Genomic DNA, 24542 nt, shown 5'->3' with positions numbered 1-24542 from the left:
AGAGGAATTCATGTCCAAGGAATACAAAGACCTGGTCGTCGGACTCGACATCGGCACCTCCAAGGTGATGGCGGTGGTGGCCGAGGTGCTGCCCACCGGCGAGCTCAAGCTGGCCGGGCTGGGGGTCGCGCCCGGCAACGGGCTCAAGCGCGGCGTGGTGGTCAACATCGACGCCACGGTGCAAAGCATCCAGCAGGCGCTCAAGGAAGCGGAACTGATGGCCGACTGCAAGATCGGCCGCGTCTACACCGGCATCACCGGCAGCCACATCCGCGGCATCAACTCCAGCGGCATGGTGGCCGTGAAGGACAAGGAAGTCACCCAGGCCGACGTGGCCCGCGTGGTGGAGACGGCGCGCGCCATCAACATCTCCAGCGACCAGCGCCTGCTGCTGGTGGAGCCGCAGGAGTTCGTGATCGACGGCCAGGACGTGAAGGAGCCGATCGGCATGAGCGGCATGCGGCTGGAGGCCAAGGTGCACATCGTCACCGGTGCCCAGAGCGCGGCCGAGAACATCATCAAGTGCGTGCGCCGCTGCGGGCTGGAGGTGGATCAGCTCATGCTCAACCCGCTCGCCTCCAGCCAGGCGGTGCTCACCGAAGACGAGCGCGAACTGGGCGTGGTGCTGGTGGACATCGGCGCCGGCACCACCGACGTGGCCATCTTCACCAACGGCGCGATCCGCCACACGGCGGTGATCCCGATCGCCGGCGACCTGATCACCAGCGACATCGCGATGGCCCTGCGTACGCCCACCAAGGACGCCGAGGACATCAAGGTCGAGAACGGCTACGCCAAGCAGCTGCTGGCCGACCCGGAGACGCAGGTCGAGGTGCCGGGCCTGGGCGACCGCGGCCCGCGCATGCTGAGCAAGCAGGCGCTGGCCGGCGTGATCGAGCCGCGGGTGGAAGAGATCTTCAGCCTCGTGCAGCAGGTGGTGCGCGAGTCGGGCTACGAGGAAGTGCTGTCCTCCGGCGTGGTGCTCACCGGCGGCAGCGCGGTGATGCCCGGCATGGTCGAGCTGGGCGAGGACATCTTCCTCAAGCCGGTGCGGCGCGGCATTCCGAAGTATTCGAGCGCACTGTCGGACATGGTCGCGCAGCCGCGCGCCGCGACCGTGATGGGCCTGCTCGAGGAGGCGCGCTATGCGCGACTGCGCGGCTTCAGGGTGGCGCAGAAGAACGGCTCCGTGAAGACCGCCTTCGGCCGCTTCAAGGACTTCATCGTAGGGAACTTCTGACGATGAACACCACACCACTTTGGCTCGCGCGGGGCAGTCCCCCCCGCCATTTCAACGAGCGATGGCGGCGCACCGGACCGCCTCGGAGGGGCAGACCGTGATACTCAAAACAACCCATTCGTACAAACAAGGCAACTGCAAATTCAAGGAGTCAGAAATGGCCATCGAAATGATCGAGATCGAAGAGTTCAACCAGGGCACCCAGATCAAGGTGATCGGGGTGGGCGGCGGCGGCGGCAACGCGGTCGCGCACATGATCGAGCGCCGCGTGCAGGGCGTGGAGTTCATCTGCGCCAACACCGATGCGCAGGCGCTCCAGCGCAGCAACGCGCACAAGACCATCCAGCTGGGCACCAACGGCCTGGGCGCGGGCAGCAAGCCCGAGAAGGGCCGTGACGCGGCCGAGGCGGCGGTGGACGACATCCGCGGTGCCATCAACGGCGCGCACATGCTGTTCATCACCGCCGGCATGGGCGGCGGCACCGGCACCGGCGCGGCGCCGGTGATCGCGCGGGTGGCCAAGGAGATGGGCATTCTCACCGTGGGCGTGGTGACCAAGCCCTTCGACTGGGAAGGCGGCCGGCGCATGACCAACGCCGACAACGGCCTGGCCGAGCTGGAAGCCAACGTCGATTCGCTGATCGTGGTGCTCAACGAAAAGCTGCTCGACGTGCTGGGCGAGGACGTGACGCAGGAAGAGGCCTTCGGCCATGCCAACGACGTGCTGAAGAATGCCGTCGGCGGCATCTCGGAGATCATCAACGAGTACGGCGGCGTCAACGTCGACTTCGAGGACGTGCGCACCGTGATGGGCGAGCCCGGCAAGGCCATGATGGGCACCGCCGCGGCCTCCGGCCCGGACCGCGCGCGCATCGCTGCCGAGCAGGCCGTGGCCTGCCCGCTGCTCGAGGGCGTGGACCTCTCGGGCGCCAAGGGCGTGCTGGTGCTGGTGACGGCATCCAAGGCTTCGCTGAAGCTGTCCGAGTCGAAGCTTGCCATGACCACCATCCGCGCCTTCGCCGCGGAGGATGCGCACGTGATCTACGGCGCCGCCTACGACGACAGCCTGGGCGACGAGATGCGCGTGACCGTGGTCGCCACGGGCCTCTCGGGCCAGCAGGACCGCCGCCAGGCGCCCGCGCTGGAGGTGATCCGCACCGGCACCGACAACATCCCCTTCACCGTGCCGACGCTCGGCGGCGGGATGCAGGGCGGAAACCTCGGCCAGCCCAAGTACGACGGCATGGCCGTTCCCAGCGTGTGGCGCACCAACCGCACGATGGCCGCGGCCAAGGTGGATGCGCTGTCGACCAGCGGGATGGACGACATCGAGATTCCCGCCTTCCTGCGTCGCCAGGCCGACTGAGTCCATGGTGGCTATTGCGGAGATAGCGAGGCGCACGGCGCGCCGGATGCCTCGCGCTCCTAAAATCGCTGCCGTGCTCCAGCAACGAACCCTCAAATCCATCACCCGTGCCGTCGGCGTGGGGCTGCACAGCGGCCAGCGCGTCGAGCTGACGCTGCGGCCCGCACCGGTCGACAGCGGCATCGTCTTCCGCCGGGTCGACCTGCCCGAGCCGGTGGCGATCCCGATGCGGGCCGAGTCGGTGACGGACACGCGCCTGGCCTCCACGGTGTCCACCAACGGCGCCAAGGTCCAGACGGTCGAGCACCTGATGTCGGCCTGCGCCGGCCTGGGCATCGACAACCTGCTGATCGACATCACGGCCGACGAGGTGCCGATCCTCGACGGCTCGGCTTCTTCGTTCGTCTTCCTGCTGCAGAGCGCGGGCATCGTGCTGCAGGATGCGCCGCGCCGCTTCATCCAGGTCACGAAGCCGGTCGAGGTGCGCGAAGGCGAAGGCCACGACCTCAAGTGGGCGCGCCTCGTGCCGTACCACGGCTACAAGCTCCGCTTCGAGATCGACTTCGACCACCGCGTGGTCAACGCCAGCGGGCAGCGCTTCGAGTTCGACCTCGGCTCGGGCTCCTACAGCCGCGACATCGCGCGCGCCCGCACCTTCGGCTTCACCAAGGAGGTCGAGTACATGCGCTCCAAGGGCCTGGCCCTGGGCGGCGGGCTCGACAACGCGATCGTGATGGACGACACCAAGGTGCTCAATGCCGGCGGGCTGCGCTACGACGACGAGTTCGTGAAGCACAAGATCCTCGATGCCATGGGCGACCTCTACGTCGTCGGCCGTCCCCTGCTGGCGGCCTACAGTGCCTTCCGTTCGGGCCACGCGCTCAACAACAAGTTGCTGCGCGAACTGCTGGCGCAGAAGGACGCCTACGAGATCGTGACTTTCGAAGACCCGCGGCAGGCGCCGGCCGGCTTCGCCGAGGTCGCTCGGGCCTGGTAGCGCGATGCTGCTGTTTCGTTGGGCCATCCTCCTGCTGCTCCTGGTGGCGGGCGTGTCTTTCGCCTTCTATGCCGGCACCGGCCAGCCCAAGTACAAGCGCTTCGGCTGGATCGTGCTCAAGTGGACGCTGCTCGCCGCCCTGGGCTTCTTCGCGGTGCTGATCGCGGAGCGGGTGGCCTGACTCGCCTGTCGTCCGTCGCTTGCCGGCGCCACGTCCGGCGTCGGTGGCGAGCGGCGATGTGAAGCGCGCCGTCCGGGAACTTGTCGATCCAGGGGGTTACCCAGCCCCCATGAAAAGCAGTCACCTGGAATCGCCACACCCATGCTTTCTCGCAGGCTCGCTGACGGCCGAGGAGCTCATCGCCCTCTTGCAGCGGATCTGAGCGCTTCGCGCGAGAAGGAAGCCATGCACCTCAAAGCGACCAACCCCGCAGGGCCCGAGCGTTCGGAGCGAACCATCACGAGGCGACGCTCGACCGGCGGTCCCGCCAGCGATACCCTGCCGCCTTTCTTCGAGCGCACGAAGCGCGGGCGCGAGGACGATGCGACATCCTGGCGGGGCTGGCGTTTTGTGCATGACCTCCCCCCTTCATCGGCCAACGTCCCCGCCTTCTTGACCTGCACGATAAAGCCCGAGAACGAGGCCGTTTGCTGGCGCTACGAACAGGGGGCCGGCTATCACCGTCGCGCCACGGCGGAGGCCGTTTCCCGCGTCACGAGCGAAAACATCAAACAACAAAAGGATTGGCGCGGCGCGTGGGCATGCATCGCCAGAATGAGGACGGCGGTGCCGGAAGGCCAACGCAGGCATTTCAGCTATGACGCGTTGGTCCGCAAGTGTGTTGACCAGCAACAACTCGACGCAGCGCACGACGCCTTCAACCTGATGATCGAAGACGGCGTGGAGCTCACACAGGATCCTTGCGGCTACTTGATCCTGGCCGACCTCAGGGCGGATCGAATCGACGATGCACAAAGCGTGATCCAGCGGATGCTTGCAGCCCGACGCCCTCCGCTCGAGAGCGTCGTGGTTTCGTTCGTCAAGGCGTGCACGAAAGTGAAGCAGGCCCAACAGGCGAGCGATCTGTTGGATGCCATCAAGGAGGCCGGCTTCGAGCCTGGCCCCAAGGCGCGCAATGCGCTGATCGGCGCGTGGGGAGCGGTCGGCCGGCCCGACAAGGCCCAGGAGGTGTTCGACGCCATCGCCCACGTCGGCTTGCCGCAGACCGTGAGGTCATTCGGGGCTTTGGTCAAGGCCTGCGCGCAGGCCGGGCAGATCAGCGGCGCACGCGCGGCTTTCGAGCGGATGATGGCGCCGCCCCATTCGATCCCGCCCAACTGCACGATCGGCTGCATCCTGATCGATGCGTACAGGTTGGAAGGGCGGATCCACGATGCGGAGGACGTATTCCAGAGGATGCTGGATTGCCAGGTGGAGCCTGACATGCCCCTCATCCTCTCCATGTTCATGGCCTACGAGGACGCGGGCCGGTTGGACCAGCTGGGGTGGGTCCAGGAGCGTGCCGCATTGGCGGGGATGTTCAGCTTGAGGACGGTGATGAACCTGATGGACGCTTACGCCCAATTCGACCGGATCGATGACGCCAGGGCGGTCTTTCAGCAGGCAGACCCGCGCAGGGGCTCGCTCCTCTTGAACGAGATGATGATCAAGCTCTACGCCAAGGCGGGTCGAGTCAAGGAGGCACAGGAGGTATTCGCCATCATTTCGCACAGCCCGAAGGCCGCTTCGTACTTGATCAGGGCCTACGCCCAGGCAGGCATGGTCCAGGCCGCGCAAGACTTCTACGACTCGATCGGCAGCCCGGACATCTATTGCGTGAGTGCCTTGATCCTGGCATACGCATTGACTGGGCGGGTCGACGAGGCGCAGGCCAGATTCGACAGCATGCCGAGGCTTGGCCTCCGTCCGAACGTCTTTTCCTTCGTCGTGTTGATGAAGGCGTATGTCGTCGGCGGGCGGGCCAGCGAAGTGCCTGACATCTTCCGCCGCATGCAGCAAGCGGGCCTGGAACCCGATCGCTCTGCCTGGAACCTCTTGATGGAGGCCTGCGGGAACGCAAGAGACCCCGACGGAGCCGTTGCCGCGTACACCGCAATGGTCGATGCGGGGATCGAGCCCGATGCGACCAGCATTGCGCGGATGATTGCGGCCTACGGAAGTGGCGGCAGGCTCCCTGAAGCGCGGGCCTGGTTCAACAAGGTAGGCGCTCTGGGTGTGCGGCTGAACGTCGAGATCTTCAACGCCATGATCACGGCGGAAGGAAAGGGCGGTGAGTGGGTTGACGCGCGCAGGCTTTTCGACCAGTTGGACCAGAGCGGCATGGGCCGGAATATTGGCACGTGCAACGCATTGATGACCGTGTATGCGAATGCGAACATGGCGGATGAGGCAAAGGCGCTGCACACCTTGATGCTGCGTCACGGGCCCAGACCCAATGTCGCGACGTTGACCGCACTGTTGACGGCATACGGGAATGCCGGCTGCGTGCCGGAAGCGCTGGAGGTCTTTGGTGCCATCCGCCGGGAGCAAGGGACTGCGGGTGCCATGGTGTATGCGGCACTGATCACGGCCTATGCGAATGCGGCGAAGCATGAGCCCAGGTGGGCTGATGCGGCTGAGCTGATTGCCGATGGGATGCCGCCAGGACTGCGCAACGTGACCATCGACAACGCGCTGATCACCGCCTATGGGAATGCAAGGCGTCCGGACGAAGCGTCACGTGTCTTCGTCTCGATGAATGAAGGCGGGGTCCCGGCTGCCAGGCGTCCGACGCGCGGCACTTACAACGCGCTCGTCGCCGCCCACGCGACAACGGGCAACGTGGCGGGCGTGCTGCAGGTCATGCGCTCCATGCCGCCGGACTTCAGACCTGACATCACGACCTACAGCCTGCTGATCCGGGCCCTGGATCCCTCCAAGAGAACCGACGAATGCCAGCGACTGCTGCAGAGCGCGATCGACGCCCGAGTTCTGAAACCCAGGCTGGGCCTCTTGCCCCTGGTGCCGGGAAAGCCCGCCGCCAATATCTTTGACTTCCGCGAAAGCGCGCTCGCCGTGGACCTGCCCAACCCTGCCACACCTTGGAACGCGGACGCGCAGGCCGCGTTGATCGGCGCCTTGCTCATTCACCATGGGTGGTCGATCACCGGCACGACGCAGTTCATCGTGGGCCACGAAGCCGCGGGGGGCAGGATTCGACAGACTGTCGAGGAATACATGACCCGGAATCGGATGCCGGTCGTCGAGATAGCGCCGGGTGTGCTGGGTCACCGCTGAGCGCGTTCGGCTCTTCCCCGTGCCGCAGCACGTACAGCCCGACGTCGATGCGCCCCGCACGAAACCCCGCCTCGCAGTAGCAGAGGTAGTACTCCCACAGGCGCCGAAAGGATTCGTCGAATCCCAACGCCTGGATCGCCGGCCAGGCCCGCTGGAAGCGACTGCGCCATTCGGCAAGCGTGGCCGCGTAGCTGCTGCCGAAGGTCTGCACCCGTTCGATCGCCAGCCCGGCGCGCGCGGCCTGTTTCTGCAAGGCCCGCCATGAGGGCAGCATGCCGCCCGGGAAGATGAAGCACTGGATGAAGTCCGCGCCCGCGCGGTAGTGCTCGAAGTGCGCATCGTCGATGGTGATCACCTGGAGCACCGCGACCCCGCCGGGCGCAAGCCGTTCGCGCAGCGCGTCGAAATACGTGGGCCAGTAGCGCTCGCCGACCGCTTCGAGCATCTCGATCGACACGATGCGGTCGTAGCGGCCCTCGACGTCGCGGTAGTCCTGCAGACGCAGATCCAGCCGGTCCTGCAGGCCGTGCCCGGCCGCGCAGCGGCGTGCATGCGCGAGTTGTTCGGCGGACAGCGTCAGGCCCGTCACCCGTGCGCCATGGTCGCGCGCCAGGGCGAGCGCAAGGGCACCCCAGCCGCAGCCGATCTCCAGCACGGCGGCGCCCTCGTACGGCGCCAGCAGCTCGATCACGCGCCGGCGCTTGGCATCCTGCGCCTCTTCGAGCGAGGCCGTGCCGTGCGTCTGCAAGCCGCTGGAGTAGTTGAGTTCGGCATCGAGCCAGAGGCTGTAGAAGTCGTTGCCCAGGTCGTAGTGGAAGGCGATGTTGTCGCGGCTGCCGCGGCGCGAATTGCGTTGCGCCAGGTGCCGCAGGCGCCACAGCCAGCGCAAGGGGCGGATCGCGTCGACGTCGCCCGACCAGCCTGCCTCGTTGCGGATGCCGAAGTCCAGCAGGGCATGCAGGTCGGGGCTCGACCAGTCGCCGTCGCGGTAGGAGCGGGCCAGTCCGATGTCGCCCTGCAGCAGCAGCCGGGCCAGTGCGCGCCAGCGGTGCAGCACCAGGCAGGCATGAGGTCCGGGAACGGGGCCGCGCGCCTCGAGGCGCTCGCCGCCGGGCAGTTCGATCGCGATGGCGCCGCATTGCAGGCGGCCGAGCAGGCGCGCGAGGAACAGGCGCAGCGGGCGCGTGGCCCAGGCGCTGCGCGGAAAAGGGGCTTGGCCGAGCAGGGGCAGCAGGGGGTCTGAACCGGAGGGCGAGGTGCTCATGGATGCGGGGTCTTGACGATGGTCACGGCCTGGCCGGGCGGACCCGGATGGCGATGGATGCGCAGCCCCTTGGCCCACAGGCGCAGGGCCTCCCAGTGGATCGCCGCCACGACCTTCAGGGTCAGCAGCGGCACGGACAGAAAGGCCCGCATCAGGGCGCCGTCGTCGAGGGCATGCCGTCGCGCATCGAAGCTGGCCGCAAGCACCGGCCCCTCTTCACCCGCCGCCGTGACTGCCACGTGCAGATGCATCGCATCACCGCCGGGCGCCACGATGCGGAAGCCGTAGCGCATCTCCATGCCCAGGAAGGGCGACACGTGAAAGCGCTTGTCGCAGCTCTGCCGGATCGTGCCGCCGCGGCGCTGGTCGCCCTCGACTTCGATCAGGTAGCTGTGCCGCTCGCCGAAGGTGTTGCGGACCTCGTACAGGATGGCCTGAAGTTCGCCATCCGCTCGATGGCAGAAGTACACGCTCAGCGGATTGAAGGCGTAGCCCAGGATGCGCGGCATGGCCAGCAGCCGGATCGGCCCGCCGCCCTCCAGGCCGGCGTCGCCCAGTTGACGGTCGACGTGGGCGCGCAGGTTCTCGCCGGTGGCGGCGCCATGGTCGCGCTGGTGCAGGCTGAACAGATTGAAACGGTCGAGTGAAAACAGGCGCAGCCGGCGCGGCAGTTGCGGCAGTTCGTCCAGGTCGAGCAGCAGGGAAAACATGCGGTAGTGCAGGCGATGGGCCACCGGCCGAAGGCGGCGGTGGACGACGCGGCCGATGTAAAGCGCGGAGTGCCCGGTGTTCATGTCGCTCGCGCCAGGGGCGCCCCGACGTGGATGCGATTGGACTCGCCGGCCACCGTCCAGGGGCGACGCACGCCGCCCAGGGCCTCCGCCACCGCGAGGCCGGACTGCAGGCCGTCCTCGTGGAAGCCCGAGCCGAAGTAGGCGCCGCAGAACCAGACGCCGCCGCGCCCCTGCAACGACCAGAGCGCGCGCTGGGCCCGGATGGCCGCGGCGTCGAAGAGCGGGTGCTCGTAGATTTCGCTGCGGATGACGCACCGGGGCTCCTGCCGCGGATTCAGCGTGAGGAAGAGCGGCGCCGCGCCCGGCAGGTGCTGGAGCCGGTTCATCCAGTACGTGACGCATGGCGCTTCGGCGGCGTTGCGCCTTGCGCCGTAGTTCCAGCTCGACCAGACGGCACGGCGCAGCGGCATCGCGTCCGGATCGCCATGCAGAACCGCATGGTTGCGGGTGTATGCGAAGGCGCCGAGCAGGCGGGATTCCTCGTGACTTGCGTCGCCCAGAAGCCGCAGGGCCTGGTCCGCATGGGTGGCGATCACGACGTGGTCGAAACGTTCGGGGGTCGGCTCGTCGGCCGTGTGCACGAGCACGCCGGCCACGTCGCGGCGCACCTCGACGACGGAATGGCCCAGGCGCATGCCGTGGCCGAGGCTCCTCACCAGCCGCTCCACGTACCGGCGGCTGCCGCCGCGCACGGTGCGCCATGGGGGGCGTTGGCCGAGGTCGAGCAGGCGGTGGTTGCGGCAGAAACGGACGAAGGACTCGACCGGGTACTCGCCGATGCTTGCGGCCGGCGCCGACCAGATGGCCGCGGCCATGGGGTAGAGATGGTCCTCGCGGAAGGCGCGGCCGTAGCGGTGCAGGTCCAGGCAGGCATCGAGCGACATCAGGCCTGCCTCGCTTGCGTGTGCGGGCGCCTGCCGGTAGAAGCGCAGCAGGTCGCGCAGCATCGACCAGAAGCGCGGGCTGAACAGATTGGCGCGCTGCGCGAACAGCCCGCCCAGCCCGGTGCCCGAATACTCCAGGGCCCCGCCGTCGAGGCTGACCGCGAAGGACATGTCGGAGGGGTCGGTGTCCACGCCGAGGTGCGCGAAGAGCGCGCTCAGGTTCGGATAGGCCGCTTCGTTGTAGACGATGAAGCCGGTGTCGACCGCCAGCGGGCCCTGCGCGCCGTCCACGTCCACGGTGTTGCTGTGGCCGCCGGCACGGGCCTCGGCCTCGAAGACAGTGACGCGGTGCCGCCGCGCCAGCAGCCAGGCCGCCGACAAACCCGAGATGCCGCTGCCGATCACGGCGATGTTCAGCACCGGCCCCTGCGGGTCGGCGGTGGCGGGAGGGCGTGCCTCGAAGCCGGATGCGAGCGTCATGCGTGGAGCAAAGCGAATGAATGGAAGATCGGACCGTGCCTTTATACGGGTCAGGCGGGCTTTTGGATTCGTCCGGCCACGGCCGCCATGATCTAATGCCTCGGGCGCTGCGTATGAGGAGCATGCACACCGTCCGCAAACCCACGACCACCGCCGCCAGACCCGCCGCGCAACGCTCGCCCTGGCTGTCGGTGGTGACCCAGGAACATCGTCGAGGACCCGTGCCCACCAGCGAGGAATTGAACGCATGGCTCAAGGCGGTGGCAGCGGCCGACAGGCAGGCTTTCGCGGCCTTGTTCAAGCATTTCGCGCCGCGGGTCAAGGGCTATCTCATGCTGAGCGGCACCCGTGAGGCCCTGGCGGAGGAACTGACGCAGGAGACGATGGTGAGCGTCTGGCGCAAGGCGGCCATGTTCGATCCGGCACGGGCGGGTGCGTCCACCTGGGTCTTCACCATCGCGCGCAATCTCCGGGTGGATCATTTGCGGCGTCAAGGCAACCACCTGCTGGCGGACGAGGACCAGCAGGCCGAGCAGTTGCCCGATGCCCTCCCGGCGCTCGACGACCAGGTGCTGGCGCGGGAGCGCGAGGCGCGGGTGCGCGACGCGATGGCCCGTCTCTCGGAGGAGCAGGCCCGGATCCTTCGGCTTTCTTTTTTCGAAGAGCACCCGCACGCCCGGATCGCGCAGGAGCTGGGCCTGCCGCTGGGCACGGTCAAGTCGCGCGTGCGCCTGGCCGTCGGCCATCTGCGGCGGCTGCTCGAGGGGCTCGAGCCATGATCAAGCACCATCCTGAGGACGATTTGTTGCTTTCGATGGCGGCCGGCGGCCTGGCGCCGGGGCCCGCGCTGGTCGTTGCCGTCCATGTCGAGGGTTGCGCCCACTGCCGGGCGCAGCTGCGGCTTCTGGAGAGTGTGGGTGGCGTGCTGCTGGAAGACATGGCGCCCGCGGACTTGTCGTCGCAGGCGCTGGCGCGGACGCTGGCGGCCATCGATGCGCCGCCGCGCCGCCCGGCCGCGCTCCCGCCCTCCGAGCGGCCGTCGCTGCCTGCCGGCCTGGCCTGGCCGCGTGCGCTGGAGGCCTGCACCGCCACCTCCTGGCGATGGCTCGGCCCCGGCATGCGCTGGAGCCGGCTGCGCCTGCCGGCCGACCCGCAGGCCAAACTGTTCCTGCTGCGCATCGGTGCCGGCCGCAGCCTGGCGCCGCATACCCACAGCGACAGCGAGTTGACGCAGGTGTTGCATGGGGCCTTCCATGATGGCCGCGACCTGTTCGGGCCGGGTGATTTCGATGCGGCCGACCCCAGCGTTCATCACCAGCCGGCGGTGCGCGACGGCGGCGATTGCATCTGCCTCGCGTCGGTCGAAGGCCGCATGCGTTTCGACAGCCCGTTGGCGCGCACGCTGGCTGCCTTGATCGACATGTGATGGAGGGGGGCTGCTTCAGCGGCCCGCGGCGTCGCCGCTGAACGCGAGCGCGGCGCCACAGCCTGCCGCGGCTGCGGCGGCGGTCAGGATGCTGCCCCAGGCCAGGTCGATCAGTGTCAGGTGCCAGGGCCAGTCCTTCAAGGTGGCCTGGTTGGTCAGGTCGTAGGTCGCGTAGGCGATGAGCCCCAGCAGCGCGCCGCGGCCGAGCGCGACGGTCCATGAACGGACGTCGAGCGCCGGCGCCACGGCGAAGAACACGACCCCGGCCAGGTAGAGCACGTAGAAGAGCGCCGCTGCCTTGACGTCGAAGGCGGGCTGCATCAGGTGGCCGATGGCGGGGCGGTACAACCGGGCGGCCATCGTGGAAAGCCACGCGGCATCGAGCACGAGCAGCACCAGGCCTCCGGCAACGTAGGCGACGGCGAACTGGCGGATGGTCATGGAAGCTCCTTTGTCGAAGGGGGTGGGTTGTCGAGATCGGGGGGGCTACCGCCGCTCGCGGCGGGGCAGTGCCGGCAGGAAGGCGCTGGTGCGTTCGACATAGTCCCGGTAAGCGGGGCGGCGTTCGGCCATGTCTTTCTCCAGCAGGCTCACGCCCGACACCTTGAGTAGCAGGCCTGTCATCAGCAGCGGCGAGACCAGGCTCCAGAGGCCGCCGGCGCCTGCCGCGCCCAGGGCCATGAGGCCCAGGCCCCACCACACGCAGGCCTCGCCGAAGTAGTTGGGATGGCGGGTGTAGCGCCAGAGGCCGCGGTCCATCACCTGGCCTCGGTGGGCAGGGTCGGCCTTGAAGCGTGCGAGCTGGGCATCGCCCACCGACTCGAAGACGATGCCGAACGCGGCCAGTGCGGCACCCGCGAGATCGAGCCAGCCGAAGGCGCGCACCGACCCGGCGGCCGCCAGAAAGGGGGCAGAGACCGTCCAGGCCAGCAGCGCCTGCAGGCCGAACACGAGGTACAGGCTCTTCCAGGCGAAGTGCGGTGCATTGCGCTCGCGCATCGCGCGGTAGCGGCGGTCCTCGCCGTGCCCCCAGTTGCGCCAAGTGAGGTAGAGGCCGAGCCGCAGTGCCCAGGCCAGGCCCAATATCGCCATCGTCATGTCGCGGGCGGGCGTTCCGGGCCGAAGCGCGAGATAGAGCAGCGCCGGGGCGACGATCATCCATGGCCATGTGCGGTCCGCTAGGCTGGCGTCGTGGCGCCAAAGGCTTGCGAGCCACGTCAGCACGGCGATGCCGAGCGCGGGCAGCAGGCCGAGCGCGGCCAGGGCCGGCAAGGACCCGCCGAAGTGCCCGACCGCATCCGGCACGAGGCCGTGTTCGGCCCATTGGAGTGCGCGGTCGGCGGTCTGCGGCATGCCGGTGTCTTTCAGAGTCGAGGCGGCGGCACGGTGGCCGGATTTGACCCTTACGCAGCGATGCGGCATTTGGATCTTCGCTTGACAGGCAGGTCGGATCTGATGACGGGCAGGAAGCGCCGTAGTATCCTTACTTAAAAGTAAGGAAGATCATGCAAACCACGTTGACATCCAAGGGCCAGATGACATTGCCGAGCGCCGCGCGCGCACGGCTGGGCCTCGAAGCGGGCGACCGCCTGCTGGTCACCGTACTGGATGACGACACCATCATCCTGAAGCGGCCGCCCTCCACGCCCGCCAAGAAATTGCGTGGGCTTCTCCCGCAGCCGACCCGGGCCAGGTCGGTGGAGGAAATGGATGCCGGAATCGCCGACCATCTGCGTGACAAGCACCGCACCGGCCTGAAGAAATGACGGCGCTCGACACCAATCTCCTGGTGCGGTTGCTCACCAACGACGACTCGCGTCAAGCCGCCAAGGTAGAGGCCTGGCTGCGTGAGCACGCCACGGCACGATCTCCGGCGTACGTCGACCATATCGTGCTTTGTGAGCTGAGCTGGGTCCTGGAGCGCAGCTATGGATATGCGCGTGACGTGATCCGCGGCGCCCTGGCTGCCTTGCTCGACCAGGAACATCTCAAGATCGAATCGCCCAGCCTCGTGCGGCAGGCCTTGGGCCTGCACGAGACCGGCCCCGCCGACTTCTCGGACTACCTGCTGGCCGTGCGAGCGCAAGCTGCCGGGCACGCGCCCATCCTGACCTTCGACAAGCGGGCGGCCCGCACATCGACGCACCAGTTGCTGCGCTGATCGCGGGTGCCGGCTTCAGCGCGTCCGGCCCTTCCTGTACATGCCGCTCGCCTTGCGCGTCAGCACCGCCGCCTGCCCGATGCGCGCCATGGAGCTGCCCACATGCGCATGAGTGATCGCGATGCCCAAGGCGTCGGCGGCGTCGCTGCCGGGCATGCCGGGCAGCTCCAACAGCCGCCGCACCATCTCCTGCACCTGCGCCTTGGCCGCGCGGCCGTGCCCGGCGACGGCCTGCTTCATCTGCAGCGCGGTGTATTCCGCCACCGGCAGGGCGTTCGAGACCAGCGCGGTGAGACAGGCACCGCGCGCCTGGCCCAGCAGCAGGGTGGACTGCGGGTTGACGTTGACGAACACGATCTCCACCGCGGCCGCGTCGGGTTTGTAGCGCGCCACGATCTCGCCGATGCCGTCGTACAGGACCTTGAGCCGCGCCGGCAATTCGCCCTGTGCCACCTGGCGGGTGCTGATCGTGCCGCTGGCCACGTAGCGCAGCGCATGGCCATCCATGTCCACCACGCCGAAGCCGGTGGTCTGGAGGCCGGGGTCGATGCCGAGAATCCTCATGCGCCGAAATACCAGCGGACGGAATGGAAGAAGACCGGCGCGGCAAAGCACAGCGCATCGACGCGGTCCAGCAGGCCGTTGGCACCGGTCACGCCGACTTCGCGCCGGCCCCAGCTGGGAATGCCGCGGTCGCGCTTGAGCGCCTTCATCACCAGGTGGCCCATCGAGCCCGCCACGCAGGCCAGCAGCGAGACCGCCAGCGCTTGTTCGAAGCGGAAGGGCGTGATGAAGGAGAACAGCGCACCGACGACACTCGCGATGGCCATGCCGATGGCCCAGCTGCGCCAGTTGAAGCTCTGGCTCACGTGCGGCGCCACGGGCTCGTCGCGGAACAGCCAGTCGCCGGCGCGCTGCATGGGCCCGCGTGGCGAGTCTTCCTGCGTGGCCGTTCCCGGCGCACCGCTGCGCCGCGCGATCAGGTGCTGCACCAGCACGCAGGTCTGCACCACGAACACCAGGAAGAACACGAGGAAGGCGCTCTTGCCCTCGTAGCCCGGGAACGAAAGCAGCAGCAGCGCCGGCACATGGCTCATGCCATAGACGCAGACCATGATGCCCCACTGCAGCTTGGCGTTGCGCTCGAGGAACTGATTCGGATCGTCGGCCAGCGCACTCACGACCGGGATCGCGAGGAAGACGTAGACCGGAATGAACACGGTGAACAGGTCGAAGCGCGCCGTGGCCACCAGCCAGAACTGGAGCGGCAGCACGATGAAAAAGGCCAGGATGAGGCTGCGATGGTCGCCGCGCCGCGTCGGCGACAGGGTAATGAACTCGCGCAGCGCGAAGAAGGAGATCAGCGCGAACAGCAGCGTGGCGACGGTCTCGCCGAGGGCCCAGCCGATCCAGAAGATCACCGCCATGACCCAGGTGGTGCTCAGCAGCTTGCGGAAGTGCGCGAGTTCGCGCTGCCAACGCTCGTCGTGCACGGGGTTGCGGCGCTCGCGGAAGCTGAGCAGGAAGGCCGCGACGCTGACCACGAAGAGCAGGCCGAAGACGATGAAGAACAAGGCCGCGACCTGATGGGTCGGCGAGAGCTGTCGGAGGTAGTCGTACATCCGCACGGGCCCCTACACGTACCGCAGGGCAATGACCGCTTCGCGCGCGCGGTCGAGGAAAAGGCGGCGCTCCTCGCCCTCGGCGAGCTTCAGCGGCGCGCCGAAGGTGACGGAGCAAAGGATGGGCACCGGCACCACCTCTCCCTTGGGCATGACGCGCTGCACGTTGTCGATCCAGGCCGGCACCAGCACCGCATCGGGGAACATCTGCGCCAGCGTAAAGAGGCCCGACTTGAACTTCTGGGGTTCGCCGGTGTGGCCGCGCGTGCCCTCGGGAAAGATGATGATCGAGTCGCCGCTTCGCAGCGCCTCGATCAGCGGCTGCAGCGGCAGCAGGGCTTCGGCGCTGCCGGGAGGCGGCGGGGTGCTCCCGGGGGCACTGCCACCGCGCTCCACGTAGATCGCGTTGAAGACCTCCGTGGTGATCCAGCGCTTGAAGGGCGTGGTCGCCCAGTAATCGCGCGCGGCGATGGGTCGGGTGATGCTGCGCAGCTCCTCGGGCAGGGCGGCCCAGATCATTACCAGGTCGAGGTGGCTCTGGTGGTTGGCGAAGTAGATGCGCTGCTCTGCCTTGGGTGGGCAACCCCACCAGCGCGCCTGGGCCCCGGTGAGCAGCCGGATCAGGCCCAGCAGCAACCACCCGGTGAACTTTGCGAGCATGGCGGCGATGATACGGGCCGCGCGCGCATGATTTTCTTCGGCTCGCCCCGGGAAGGGCGCTCGAATCCGTTATCATTCGAACCCTTCAAACGCGGGAATAGCTCAGTTGGTAGAGCGCAACCTTGCCAAGGTTGAGGTCGAGAGTTCGAGACTCTTTTCCCGCTCCAGATTTTTCGGCGCATGCCGGCCCAAGAGTCAGAAAGGCCACCCTCGGGTGGCCTTTCTGCTTTCTGGGCGCGGCAGATTCCTGCACCATGGGGTCCATGCGAAACCTGGTGGTGGTGCTGGGCGACCAGCTGAGTGCCTCGAGCGTCGCGTTCGACGGCTTCGATGCCGCGCGCGACCGAGTGTGGATGGCCGAGGTGCGGGAAGAATCGGAGCACGTGCCCAGCACCAAGATGCGCACGGCGATCTTCCTGTCGGCGATGCGGCACTTCGCCGAAGCGTTGGTGTCGCGCGGGTTTCCGCTGGATTACCTGAAGCTGGGTGCGCATCCTTTCGCCTCGATCGGCGCCGCGCTGGCCGATGCGTTGTCGCGGCATCGGCCGGAGGCCGTGGTGATGGTCGAAGCGGGCGAGTGGCGCCTCGAGCAGGCGATCGCGACAGTCTGCGAGGAGGCCGGCGTGCGGCTCGCGTCTCGTGACGACCTCCACTTCATGGCCTCGCGTGCCGAGTTCGCCGAGCACGCGCACGGCCAGCGGCGGCTGGTGATGGAGACCTTCTACCGGCACATGCGCGTGAAGCACGGCGTGCTGCTGGACGATCAGGGCCGGCCCGAAGGCGGGCAATGGAACTACGACCATGACAACCGCGGTGCTTTCGGCCGCACCGGGCCGGGGATGCTGCCGGCGCCGCCCTCCTTTCCGCCCGATGCGATCACGCGGGAGGTCCTGGACGAGGTCGATGCCCATTTCGGCGACCACTACGGCAGCGCCTCCGGCTTCGACTGGCCGGTCACGCGTGAGCAGGCGCTGGTTGCGCTCGCCGATTTCGTCGAACACAGGCTGCAGGACTTCGGGCGCTTCCAGGACGCGATGTGGGCCGACGAGCCCTTTCTCTACCACGGGCTGCTGTCGTCGTCGATGAACCTGCGTCTGCTCGGTCCGCGCGAGGTGATCGATGCGGCCGTGGCGCATTGGCGCGCCGGGAGGGCGCCGATCGAGGCGGTCGAAGGCTTCGTGCGGCAGGTCCTCGGATGGCGCGAGTTCATGCGCGGCGTGTACTGGTGGCGCATGCCGAAGCTGGCGCGAGCCAACGCCTTGAAGCACCACGAGGATCTGCCCGATTGGTACTGGACCGGCCAGGTCCGCATGAACTGCATGCGGCAGGCGATCGGCCAGACCCTGCGGACTGGCTATGCCCATCACATCCAGCGCCTGATGGTCACGGGCAACTTCGCCCTGACGTTCGGCGTGGAGCCGTCGCAGGTGCACGCATGGTACCTGTCGGTCTACGTCGATGCGGTGGAATGGGTGGAGTTGCCCAACACCGTCGGCATGTCGCTCTTCGCCGATGGCGCGCGCTTCGTCACCAAGCCCTACGCGGCCGGCGGCGCGTACATCCGGCGCATGAGCAACTATTGCGACGGCTGCCGGTACCAGCCCGGCACGCGCCGCGGCGAGGGCGCGTGCCCGATGACCGTGATGTACTGGGACTTCGTCGCGCGCCACGCGCGAATGCTGGAAAACAACCCCCGCACTGTCATGATGACCCGCAACCTCGGGCGATTCAGCGAGGAGGAGCGTGCCGCCATCCGTCGCACCGCCGACGGCATGCGCGCGCATCCGGACTTGCTGTGAGCCGGGCGTTCAGGGCAGTTCGGCCGCAGGCATGCGCGCCACGATAGTGGCCGTGCGTCCCGACAGGTAGGCTGATTGCAGGCGCTTCTCGAACAACTTGGGGCTGGGCAGCATCACCGCCAGGCGGGCCGCTTCATGCGCGTTCAGCCGCGACGCCGGCTTCTTGAAGTAGTGCCGCGCCGCGGCCTCGGCCCCGAAGATGCCTTCGCCCCATTCCACGCTGTTGAGGTAGATCTCCAGGATGCGCTGCTTGTCCAGCAACAGTTCGAGCGCGACTGCCAGCACCAGCTCCTGGCCCTTGCGCAGCAGCGTGCGTTCGCCCGAGAGCAGCAGGTTCTTCGCGAGCTGCTGGGTGATGGTCGAGCCGCCACGCAGTTGGACCGGCCGCGGCTCCCTGCCGCGGGCGCGCATCTGCGCCGCGCGTTTCTGCGCGATCTGCTCGGCCCTCTCGTTGCGCTGGCGTGCGCGCTCGATGGCTTCCCATTCGACGCCGTTGTGATAGATGAACTCGCTGTCCTCGCTCGCGATCACCGCGCGCTTGAGGGTGTCGGCGATCTGCGAATAGGGCACCCACTGCTGTTGCCAGTCGCGCTCGCCATTGCTGCGCCCGCCCGTGGCGAGCTGCCAGGCCTCGGAGCGCTGGAAGCTGGTGGACTGCGGATCGATCACTGCCATGGCGGCGATGCGGCCGATGAAGAAGAGTTCCATCGCCACCGCCGCGAACAGGAGGCAGAGGATCCAGGTCAGAATCGCCTTCACTGCCTGTCGACGATCGCGCGCAGTTCGGCCAGCACCTGCGCCGAGGGCGGACGCAGGCCGCGCCAGATCGCGAAGGACTCGGCAGCCTGCTCCACCAGCATGCCCAGGCCGTCGCGCGGCACCGCGCCGTTGTCGCGGGCCCAGGCCATGAAGCCGGCGGCAGCCGGCCCGTACATCATGTCGACCGCCAGCGCGCCGGGCTTGAGCACCTGCGCGCCCACCGGCACCTGGCCGCCGGCCAGGCTGGAGGCGGTGCCGTTGACCACCACGTCGAACTGGCCAGGCACCGCATCCAATGCGTGCGCTTCCAGCGCGATGCCGTGCTGCAGGGCCAGCGCCGCATGGCTGCGGACCAGCGCGATGGCCTTGGCCAGGGTGCGGTTGGCAACCACCACGCGGCGCGGACGCGCCTCGAGCAGCGGCCCCAGCACGCCGGCGGCGGCTCCGCCGGCGCCCAGCAGCAGCAGCTCGCCGCCGGCCAGCGGCACGCCGGCATGCTGCGTGATGTCGGCCACCAGGCCGGCGCCGTCGGTGTTGTCGCCGTGGACGCCGTCGTCCGCGAAGCGCAAGGTATTGACCGCACGCGCCAGCCGCGCGCGCGGGCTCAGGTGCTGCGACAGGGCCGCGGCCTCGAACTTGAAGGGCACCGTGACGTTGCACCCGCGCGCCTGGCCGGCCGGATCGGCGCGGAAGGCGGCCACCGCGTCGGCAAAGCCGTCGAGCGGCACCAGCCGGCGGCCGTAGTCCAGCGCCTGGCCGGTCAGATCGGCGAAGCGCGCATGAATCCAGGGTGAGCGGCTGTGCTCGACCGGATTGCCCATCACGCAATAGAGGTCCATAGGCATGCTGATGCTGGCTTGATGTTCATTGCCTGGACGAGGCGGAGGAGGCCTGCGTCTCCAGCGTCTCGTCGCGGGTGAACTTGAATCGCGAGGGCAGCACGATCTGGTCGGCCTGCCGCCGCATGGCCTCGGTGAAGGGGCCGAAGCTGCCGACGCTGCGCACGATGGCTTGCGCCCGCCGGTCCAGCACGGCGTTGCCGGAGCCTTCGATGATGTCGGTCGCCAGGATCGTTCCGTCGAAGTTGACGGTCACCATCATGGTGAGCTCGCCATAGAGCTTCTTGCCCGCCAACTCGGGGAAGTTGGCGGTGCCGCGCGCCTCGATCCTGCGGCGCAGCGCGTCGACGTAGATCGCGTAGGCCGCTTCGCGGGTGGCGGGGCTGAGATAGCGCTTCTTGGGGCGCGCGTTCTCTTCGTTGACGCGGCGCTCGATCTCCGCCAGCAGCTCGATGAGCTGGCGACGCTTTTCCTCGCGGGCCGCGGCCTCGCTGGGGTTGCCCTGGCGGCTGGGATCGGGCGGCGGCATCGCGGCCAACTGCTGCTTGATCTGCGTGAGCAGGAGCATCTGCTGCGCCTGCATGCTCTCGATCTGGCGCTGCGCCTCTTCCATCGAATCGCCGACGGCGGTGAAGGTGGAGGGCGGCAGGGGGCTGGTGGCGCGTCCGCGGTCGAGGTCGCCGCCGCCGGCCAGCGAGGCCTGGGCGATCGCCTGGGCTTTCTCGGGCGGGCGGTCGTTGGTCCTGGCATTGACCAGGATCACTTCGAGGGGCGCTTCGCTGAAGACGCGGTTGAAGCCTTCGGGATCGGCAAAGCGGAACCCGAGCACCAGGGCATGCGCGGCGACCGAGATGCCGAGCGCAATCTGCAGGCTGCTCAGGTCGCGCAGGTTCATGCCGTCTGGTTCTCCGGAGCGGCTTCGCCGTCGGCGAGGTCGACGGCAATGGCAATCGGGCCGGCGACTTCTTCCTCCTCGGCTTCCTCCTCCGCCGGCGCCTCGGCGGGCGCGGCGTCGAGGCGCTCGGTCACGGTGCCGTGGACGTCGAGCGCGATCTCGTCGATCTCGCCCAGCCTCACGCGCACCCGCGCCCCGCGCGCCAGGCCCTGTGTGCCGGTGACCTGGAACACCAGCGGGAGGTGGTCCGCGCGGGCCAGGGCGCCATGGGGCATGTCCTTGATCAGCGTGGCCTCGAGTTCGGTGATGCCTTCCTGCGCCAGGTACTTCAACGTCCAGAAGCGTTCCATGCCGGCCTGGTGGGCGTTGTAGGCGCTGTAGGCCGCGTCGAAGCCCGAGAGGATGGAGAACAGGTCGGCGTCCTTGGGCTTGAAGGGCGCCGCCAGCGCGGCGGTGCGGCCATGGCGGGCGGCCGCGATGATCTGCCACTGGTTCACCAGGTCGGTGTAGCGGCGCAGCGGCGAGGTGCTCCAGGCATAGCTCTTCACGCCCAGGCCGGCGTGCGGCAGGGCCTTGGTGCCCATGCGGACCTTGATGCCGGGCGCCAGGCTGGCCTGGCTGCGGTAGAGGGCGGGCACGCCCAGCTCGGCCAGCCAGCCACCCCAGCCGCTGTTGGCCAGGATCATGGCCTCGGAGACGATCAGGTCCAGCGGTGCGCCACGCTGGCGCGTGGTGATTTCGACGTCCTCCTCGCCGGTCGGCTCGCCCGTCACGCCGGGCAGGCGGAAGTTGTAGTCGGGACGGCTGAAGTTCTCGGGCTTGCCGCGCACCACCTCGCGCTGCGCCTTGAGGTGCTTCGCGAGTCGGAAGAGAAAGGACAGCGGTTCGCGCAGCCGTGCTGCAGCCTCGGGCACGTCTGCGCCGTCGATCGCGGGGTCTTCGAGCCAGGGCTGGGTGATGAAGCCGTCGAGCTGGTCATGCCGAAGGTTGGTGACGACGGGCACGCGCTCCAGCCGGGTCTCGCTGGTTTTCATCTCCAGCGAGCCTTCGTCGAAGTCGACGTAGAGCGAGACGGCCGGGCAGTCGCGGCCTTCCAGCAGGGTGTAGGCCTCCACCACCTCGTCGGGCAACATGGTGATCTTGTGGCCCGGCATGTAGACGGTGGACATGCGCGCGCGGGCCACCTGGTCGATCGGGCCGCCCGGCGCCAGTGCCAGGCCGGGCGCGGCGATGTGGATGCCGACGCGCACCGTGCCGCTGCCCAGACCCTCGACGGACAGCGCGTCGTCGATCTCGGTGGTGTGCGAGTCGTCGACCGAGAAGGCCTGCACCGTGGCCAGCGGCAGCTCGTCCGCGATGGCCGGCGCCTGCAGCGCGGGGAAGCCGGTGCCCTTGGGGAAGTTCTCGAACAGGAAGCGCCGCCAGTGGAACTGGTAGGGCGAGTCGATCGCGCCGGCGCGGCGCAGCAGCTCGAGCGGCGGGCGCTGGCTGGCGCGTGCCGCCTCGACCACCGCCTTGTATTCCGGCGCGTTCTTGTCGGGCTTGAAGAGGATCTTGTAGAGCTGCTCCCGCACCGGCGCCGGGCATTCGCCGGCCGCGAGCTGCGCGGCCCATTCGGCGATCTGCGCCTGCACCAGCTTTTTCTTCTCGATCGCCGCCAGGGCCTGCTGCACGATCTCGGCAGGCGCCTTCTTGAAGCGGCCCTTGCCGGCGCGGCGGAAGTAGTGCGGGGCGTCGAACAGTCCCAGCAGCGCGGCGGCCTGCTGGGGCAGCGTCGGGTTGGCCTGGAAATAGTCGGCCGCCAACTCGCCGAAACCGAAATCGCCCTCGGGCGCGAATTCCCAGGCCAGGTCCAGGTCCATGCCGGCGGCGATGGTGCGCGCTTCGTCCAGCAAGGCGGCGGGGGCGGGCTTCTCGAAGCGCAGCACGATGTTGGCGGCCTTCACCTTGACCCGCTTGCCGGAATCCAGCTCGACCTGCGCCGAGGCCTCTGCCTCGGACAGCACCCGGCCGCCCAGGTACTTGCCGGCTTCTTCGAACAAAACAAACATGGGCCGGATTGTCCCATGGGCCGGCGCGCGCGCCGACCGCCGGCCCGTTGCTCAGGCCGGATCGATGAAGTCCATCACATCGTCGAGGTGGCGGCGTTCGAAATCGGACAGGGCATGGTCGCCGCCCTCGAGCAGCGCAATGCGGCTGCCGGGGTAGCGGGCCGTCATCTCGCGCCAGTCCAGCACCTCGTCGCCCTTGGCGATGATGGCGAAGACGCGCTCGGGCTGCGCCAGTGGGCCGGCGTCGAGAGCGCGCAGCTCGTCCACGTACTCGGGCCGGAAGTGGAAATGCGTGGCCGGGTCGTGCCAGAGGGTCTGGTCGCCGATGTAGCGGGCCAGGTCGCGTGCCGGATGGACGGCCGGGTTCAGCAGCACCGCGCGGCAGCGCGTCACGGCGGTCACGTAGGTGGCATAGAAGCCGCCCAGCGAGGAGCCGACCACCGCCATCGATTCCCGGGGCCACCGGGCGATGCCCTGCATGACCAGCTCGATGGCCTCGCGCGGCGAGGGCGGCAACTGGGGGCACCACCAGTGCAGCCGAGGGTGCCGCTCGGCGACACGTTGCGCCATCAGTCGGGCCTTGTTCGATTGCGGCGAGGAGCGGAAGCCGTGGAGGTAGAGCAGGTGCGTGGCGGGCGGGGTTTTCATGCGTTTGTTGGCAATCGCCGTCGGACCGGGGCGTCCCGGATTGTCCTTGAAGGGGCCTGGGGCCGGTCGCCGACAGATAATTCGTGCTCATGTCCGCCGTTTTCCAACAGCCGTCGCTTGCACGGCGCGTCGCGCCCATCTTCCAGGGCTTCGACGGTTTTCTCGCCTTCGCCGTGCTGCTGCTGGCCTGTGCCGGCCTCCTGACCATGTATTCGTCCGGGTTCGACCACGGCACGCGCTTCATGGACCACGGCCGGAACATGCTCCTGGCGGGCTTCATCATGTTCGTGGTGGCGCAGGTGCCGCCTCAGCGGCTGATGTCCTTCGCGGTCCCGCTCTACGTGGTCGGCGTGGGGCTGCTCGTCGCGGTGGCGATGTTCGGCATCACCAAGAAGGGGGCCACCCGCTGGATCAACGTCGGCATGGTGATCCAGCCCAGCGAGATCCTCAAGATCGCCATGCCGCTCATGCTCGCCTGGTGGTTCCAGCGGCGCGAGGGCCAGCTCCGCACCCTGGATTTCGTGGTGGCGACGGTGCTGCTCGCGATCCCGGTGGGGCTTATCATGAAACAGCCCGACCTGGGGACGTCGCTGCTGGTGCTGGCGGCAGGGCTGTCCGTCATCTTCTTCGCCGGCCTGTCGTGGAAGCTGATCGTGCCGCCGGTCGTCATCGGCGTCGTGGCGGTGTCGCTGATCGTGGGCTTCGAATCGCAGCTGTGCGCCGACGGGGTCGATTGGCGCGTGCTGCACGACTATCAGAAGCAGCGCATCTGCACCTTGCTGGACCCGACCAAGGACCCGCTGGGCAAGGGCTTCCACATCATCCAGGGCATGATCGCCATCGGCTCCGGCGGGATCGGCGGCAAGGGCTTCATGCAGGGCACGCAGACGCACCTGGAATTCATCCCGGAGCGCACCACGGACTTCATCTTCGCCGCCTATTCCGAGGAATTCGGCCTGGCCGGCAACCTCGCCCTGATCGCGGGCTTCATCTTCCTGATCTTCCGCGGCCTGGCGATCGCGCTCGACGCGCCCACCCTGTTCTCGCGCCTGCTGGCCGGGGCGGTGACCATGATCTTCTTCACCTACGCCTTCGTGAACATGGGCATGGTCAGCGGCATCCTGCCGGTGGTGGGCGTGCCCTTGCCCTTCATCAGCTACGGCGGCACGGCCATGGTGACGCTGGGGCTGGCGCTGGGCATCCTGATGTCGATCGCGCGGGCCAAGAGACTTGTCCAGAGTTGACTTCAAGGCCAGGAACACCGCGAAGCCGGCTTTGCCGGGCCGCTGGCGTTGCCCCCGGTAGGGGGTTGGCGAAGCGACACGAAGTGCGCGCAGCCTGGGGGCGAGCCTAAAATCT

24 protein-coding genes and 1 tRNA gene are annotated in these 24542 nt (G+C 68.2%); 12 read left to right on the top strand and 13 right to left on the bottom strand.

Annotated elements, in window-relative coordinates; all coding sequences use genetic code 11:
- The first annotated feature begins 10 nt into the window (after positions 1–10).
- The 5 genes from ftsA (at position 11) to ABEA07_RS21185 (ending at position 6901) form a co-directional block, all read left to right on the top strand.
- On the top strand, positions 11–1240 hold the full coding sequence (ftsA, locus tag ABEA07_RS21205) for a cell division protein FtsA (RefSeq protein WP_345540324.1): 1230 nt from the start codon (positions 11–13) through the stop codon (positions 1238–1240).
- 157 nt (positions 1241–1397) lie between these two features.
- Positions 1398–2606, top strand: a complete 1209-nt coding sequence (gene ftsZ, locus ABEA07_RS21200; protein ID WP_345540323.1) for a cell division protein FtsZ — start codon at positions 1398–1400, stop codon at positions 2604–2606.
- Positions 2607–2679: 73 nt separating this feature from the next.
- A complete protein-coding gene (lpxC, locus tag ABEA07_RS21195; protein WP_345540321.1) occupies positions 2680–3603 on the top strand; it encodes a UDP-3-O-acyl-N-acetylglucosamine deacetylase in 924 nt (307 codons plus the stop codon).
- Positions 3604–3607: 4 nt separating this feature from the next.
- Positions 3608–3784 carry a hypothetical protein gene (locus ABEA07_RS21190; protein ID WP_192871589.1) on the top strand — a complete coding sequence of 59 codons (177 nt, stop codon included), beginning with the start codon at positions 3608–3610 and terminating at the stop codon, positions 3782–3784.
- Between the two features lie 225 nt (positions 3785–4009).
- Positions 4010–6901: a pentatricopeptide repeat-containing protein gene (locus ABEA07_RS21185; protein ID WP_345540320.1), complete on the top strand. Its 2892-nt coding sequence runs from the start codon at positions 4010–4012 to the stop codon at positions 6899–6901.
- On the opposite strand, the gene ABEA07_RS21180 is transcribed toward ABEA07_RS21185, so the two are convergent.
- From ABEA07_RS21180 to ABEA07_RS21170, 3 genes are read right to left on the bottom strand one after another with little or no spacing between them, the layout of a single operon-like run.
- Positions 6786–8165: a class I SAM-dependent methyltransferase gene (locus ABEA07_RS21180; RefSeq protein ID WP_345540318.1), complete on the bottom strand. Its 1380-nt coding sequence runs from the start codon at positions 8163–8165 to the stop codon at positions 6786–6788. The two genes, ABEA07_RS21185 and ABEA07_RS21180, sit on opposite strands and share 116 nt — an antisense overlap.
- Entirely contained in the window at positions 8162–8959 is a 798-nt protein-coding gene (locus ABEA07_RS21175; RefSeq protein ID WP_345540316.1) for a DUF1365 domain-containing protein, read from the bottom strand. The genes ABEA07_RS21180 and ABEA07_RS21175 overlap by 4 nt, the downstream gene beginning before the upstream one ends.
- Positions 8956–10323 (bottom strand): NAD(P)/FAD-dependent oxidoreductase, encoded by a 1368-nt coding sequence (locus ABEA07_RS21170; protein ID WP_345540314.1) that lies wholly within the window; start codon positions 10321–10323, stop codon positions 8956–8958. The genes ABEA07_RS21175 and ABEA07_RS21170 overlap by 4 nt, the downstream gene beginning before the upstream one ends.
- A gap of 122 nt (positions 10324–10445) precedes the next feature.
- Between ABEA07_RS21170 and ABEA07_RS21165 the strand changes: the two genes are divergently transcribed.
- Positions 10446–11102, top strand: a complete 657-nt coding sequence (locus ABEA07_RS21165; RefSeq protein WP_345540313.1) for a sigma-70 family RNA polymerase sigma factor — start codon at positions 10446–10448, stop codon at positions 11100–11102.
- Positions 11099–11749 carry a ChrR family anti-sigma-E factor gene (locus ABEA07_RS21160; RefSeq protein WP_345540311.1) on the top strand — a complete coding sequence of 217 codons (651 nt, stop codon included), beginning with the start codon at positions 11099–11101 and terminating at the stop codon, positions 11747–11749. The genes ABEA07_RS21165 and ABEA07_RS21160 overlap by 4 nt, the downstream gene beginning before the upstream one ends.
- A 15-nt stretch (positions 11750–11764) precedes the next feature.
- Here the strand turns inward: ABEA07_RS21160 and ABEA07_RS21155 are convergent, their stop codons facing one another.
- Together ABEA07_RS21155 and ABEA07_RS21150 are read right to left on the bottom strand one after the other, a co-directional pair.
- Complete coding sequence (locus tag ABEA07_RS21155) at positions 11765–12190, bottom strand: DUF2177 family protein (RefSeq protein ID WP_345540309.1); 426 nt, start codon at positions 12188–12190, stop codon at positions 11765–11767.
- 45 nt (positions 12191–12235) lie between these two features.
- Positions 12236–13102: a DUF1295 domain-containing protein gene (locus tag ABEA07_RS21150; protein WP_345540308.1), complete on the bottom strand. Its 867-nt coding sequence runs from the start codon at positions 13100–13102 to the stop codon at positions 12236–12238.
- A gap of 152 nt (positions 13103–13254) precedes the next feature.
- Between ABEA07_RS21150 and ABEA07_RS21145 the strand changes: the two genes are divergently transcribed.
- Together ABEA07_RS21145 and ABEA07_RS21140 are read left to right on the top strand one after the other, a co-directional pair.
- The gene (locus tag ABEA07_RS21145; protein ID WP_345540306.1) at positions 13255–13515 is read left to right on the top strand and encodes an AbrB/MazE/SpoVT family DNA-binding domain-containing protein; all 261 of its coding nucleotides are present in this window, start codon (positions 13255–13257) and stop codon (positions 13513–13515) included.
- Positions 13512–13910 carry a type II toxin-antitoxin system VapC family toxin gene (locus ABEA07_RS21140; RefSeq protein ID WP_345540305.1) on the top strand — a complete coding sequence of 133 codons (399 nt, stop codon included), beginning with the start codon at positions 13512–13514 and terminating at the stop codon, positions 13908–13910. Before ABEA07_RS21145 ends, ABEA07_RS21140 begins: the two co-directional genes overlap by 4 nt.
- Positions 13911–13925: 15 nt before the next feature.
- On the opposite strand, the gene ruvC is transcribed toward ABEA07_RS21140, so the two are convergent.
- The 3 genes from ruvC to ABEA07_RS21125 are packed head-to-tail and all read right to left on the bottom strand — an operon-like array spanning position 13926 to position 16192.
- The gene (ruvC, locus tag ABEA07_RS21135) at positions 13926–14474 is read right to left on the bottom strand and encodes a crossover junction endodeoxyribonuclease RuvC (protein WP_345540304.1); all 549 of its coding nucleotides are present in this window, start codon (positions 14472–14474) and stop codon (positions 13926–13928) included.
- Positions 14471–15532, bottom strand: coding sequence for a phosphatidate cytidylyltransferase (locus tag ABEA07_RS21130; RefSeq protein ID WP_345540303.1), 1062 nt, complete (start codon positions 15530–15532; stop codon positions 14471–14473). The genes ruvC and ABEA07_RS21130 overlap by 4 nt, the downstream gene beginning before the upstream one ends.
- A gap of 12 nt (positions 15533–15544) precedes the next feature.
- Entirely contained in the window at positions 15545–16192 is a 648-nt protein-coding gene (locus tag ABEA07_RS21125) for a lysophospholipid acyltransferase family protein (protein ID WP_345540301.1), read from the bottom strand.
- A 91-nt stretch (positions 16193–16283) separates the two neighbouring features.
- On the opposite strand from ABEA07_RS21125, the gene ABEA07_RS21120 reads away from it, so the two are divergent.
- Positions 16284–16359 (top strand) — tRNA-Gly (locus ABEA07_RS21120).
- An 87-nt stretch (positions 16360–16446) separates the two neighbouring features.
- On the top strand, positions 16447–17991 hold the full coding sequence (locus ABEA07_RS21115) for a cryptochrome/photolyase family protein (protein WP_345540300.1): 1545 nt from the start codon (positions 16447–16449) through the stop codon (positions 17989–17991).
- Between the two features lie 9 nt (positions 17992–18000).
- Here the strand turns inward: ABEA07_RS21115 and mtgA are convergent, their stop codons facing one another.
- Genes mtgA through ABEA07_RS21090 form a run of 5 tightly spaced genes read right to left on the bottom strand, consistent with a single transcriptional unit; the run spans position 18001 to position 23183 of the window.
- Positions 18001–18750: a monofunctional biosynthetic peptidoglycan transglycosylase gene (gene mtgA / locus ABEA07_RS21110; RefSeq protein ID WP_345540299.1), complete on the bottom strand. Its 750-nt coding sequence runs from the start codon at positions 18748–18750 to the stop codon at positions 18001–18003.
- Positions 18747–19589: a shikimate dehydrogenase gene (gene aroE, locus ABEA07_RS21105; protein ID WP_345540535.1), complete on the bottom strand. Its 843-nt coding sequence runs from the start codon at positions 19587–19589 to the stop codon at positions 18747–18749. Before aroE ends, mtgA begins: the two co-directional genes overlap by 4 nt.
- 25 nt (positions 19590–19614) lie before the next feature.
- Positions 19615–20484, bottom strand: coding sequence for an energy transducer TonB (locus ABEA07_RS21100; RefSeq protein ID WP_345540297.1), 870 nt, complete (start codon positions 20482–20484; stop codon positions 19615–19617).
- On the bottom strand, positions 20481–22535 hold the full coding sequence (locus ABEA07_RS21095; protein WP_345540295.1) for a ribonuclease catalytic domain-containing protein: 2055 nt from the start codon (positions 22533–22535) through the stop codon (positions 20481–20483). Before ABEA07_RS21095 ends, ABEA07_RS21100 begins: the two co-directional genes overlap by 4 nt.
- A 51-nt stretch (positions 22536–22586) precedes the next feature.
- Positions 22587–23183 (bottom strand): YqiA/YcfP family alpha/beta fold hydrolase, encoded by a 597-nt coding sequence (locus ABEA07_RS21090; protein WP_345540294.1) that lies wholly within the window; start codon positions 23181–23183, stop codon positions 22587–22589.
- Between the two features lie 89 nt (positions 23184–23272).
- Between ABEA07_RS21090 and rodA the strand changes: the two genes are divergently transcribed.
- Positions 23273–24427 carry a rod shape-determining protein RodA gene (rodA, locus tag ABEA07_RS21085; RefSeq protein WP_345540292.1) on the top strand — a complete coding sequence of 385 codons (1155 nt, stop codon included), beginning with the start codon at positions 23273–23275 and terminating at the stop codon, positions 24425–24427.
- Positions 24428–24542: the final 115 nt, after the last annotated feature.

It is taken from the genome of Variovorax defluvii (genome assembly GCF_039541515.1).
GTDB lineage: Bacteria > Pseudomonadota > Gammaproteobacteria > Burkholderiales > Burkholderiaceae_C > Variovorax > Variovorax defluvii.
Note: the sequence above shows the minus strand (reverse complement) of the source record. Positions and strands in the feature narration are given on the sequence as shown.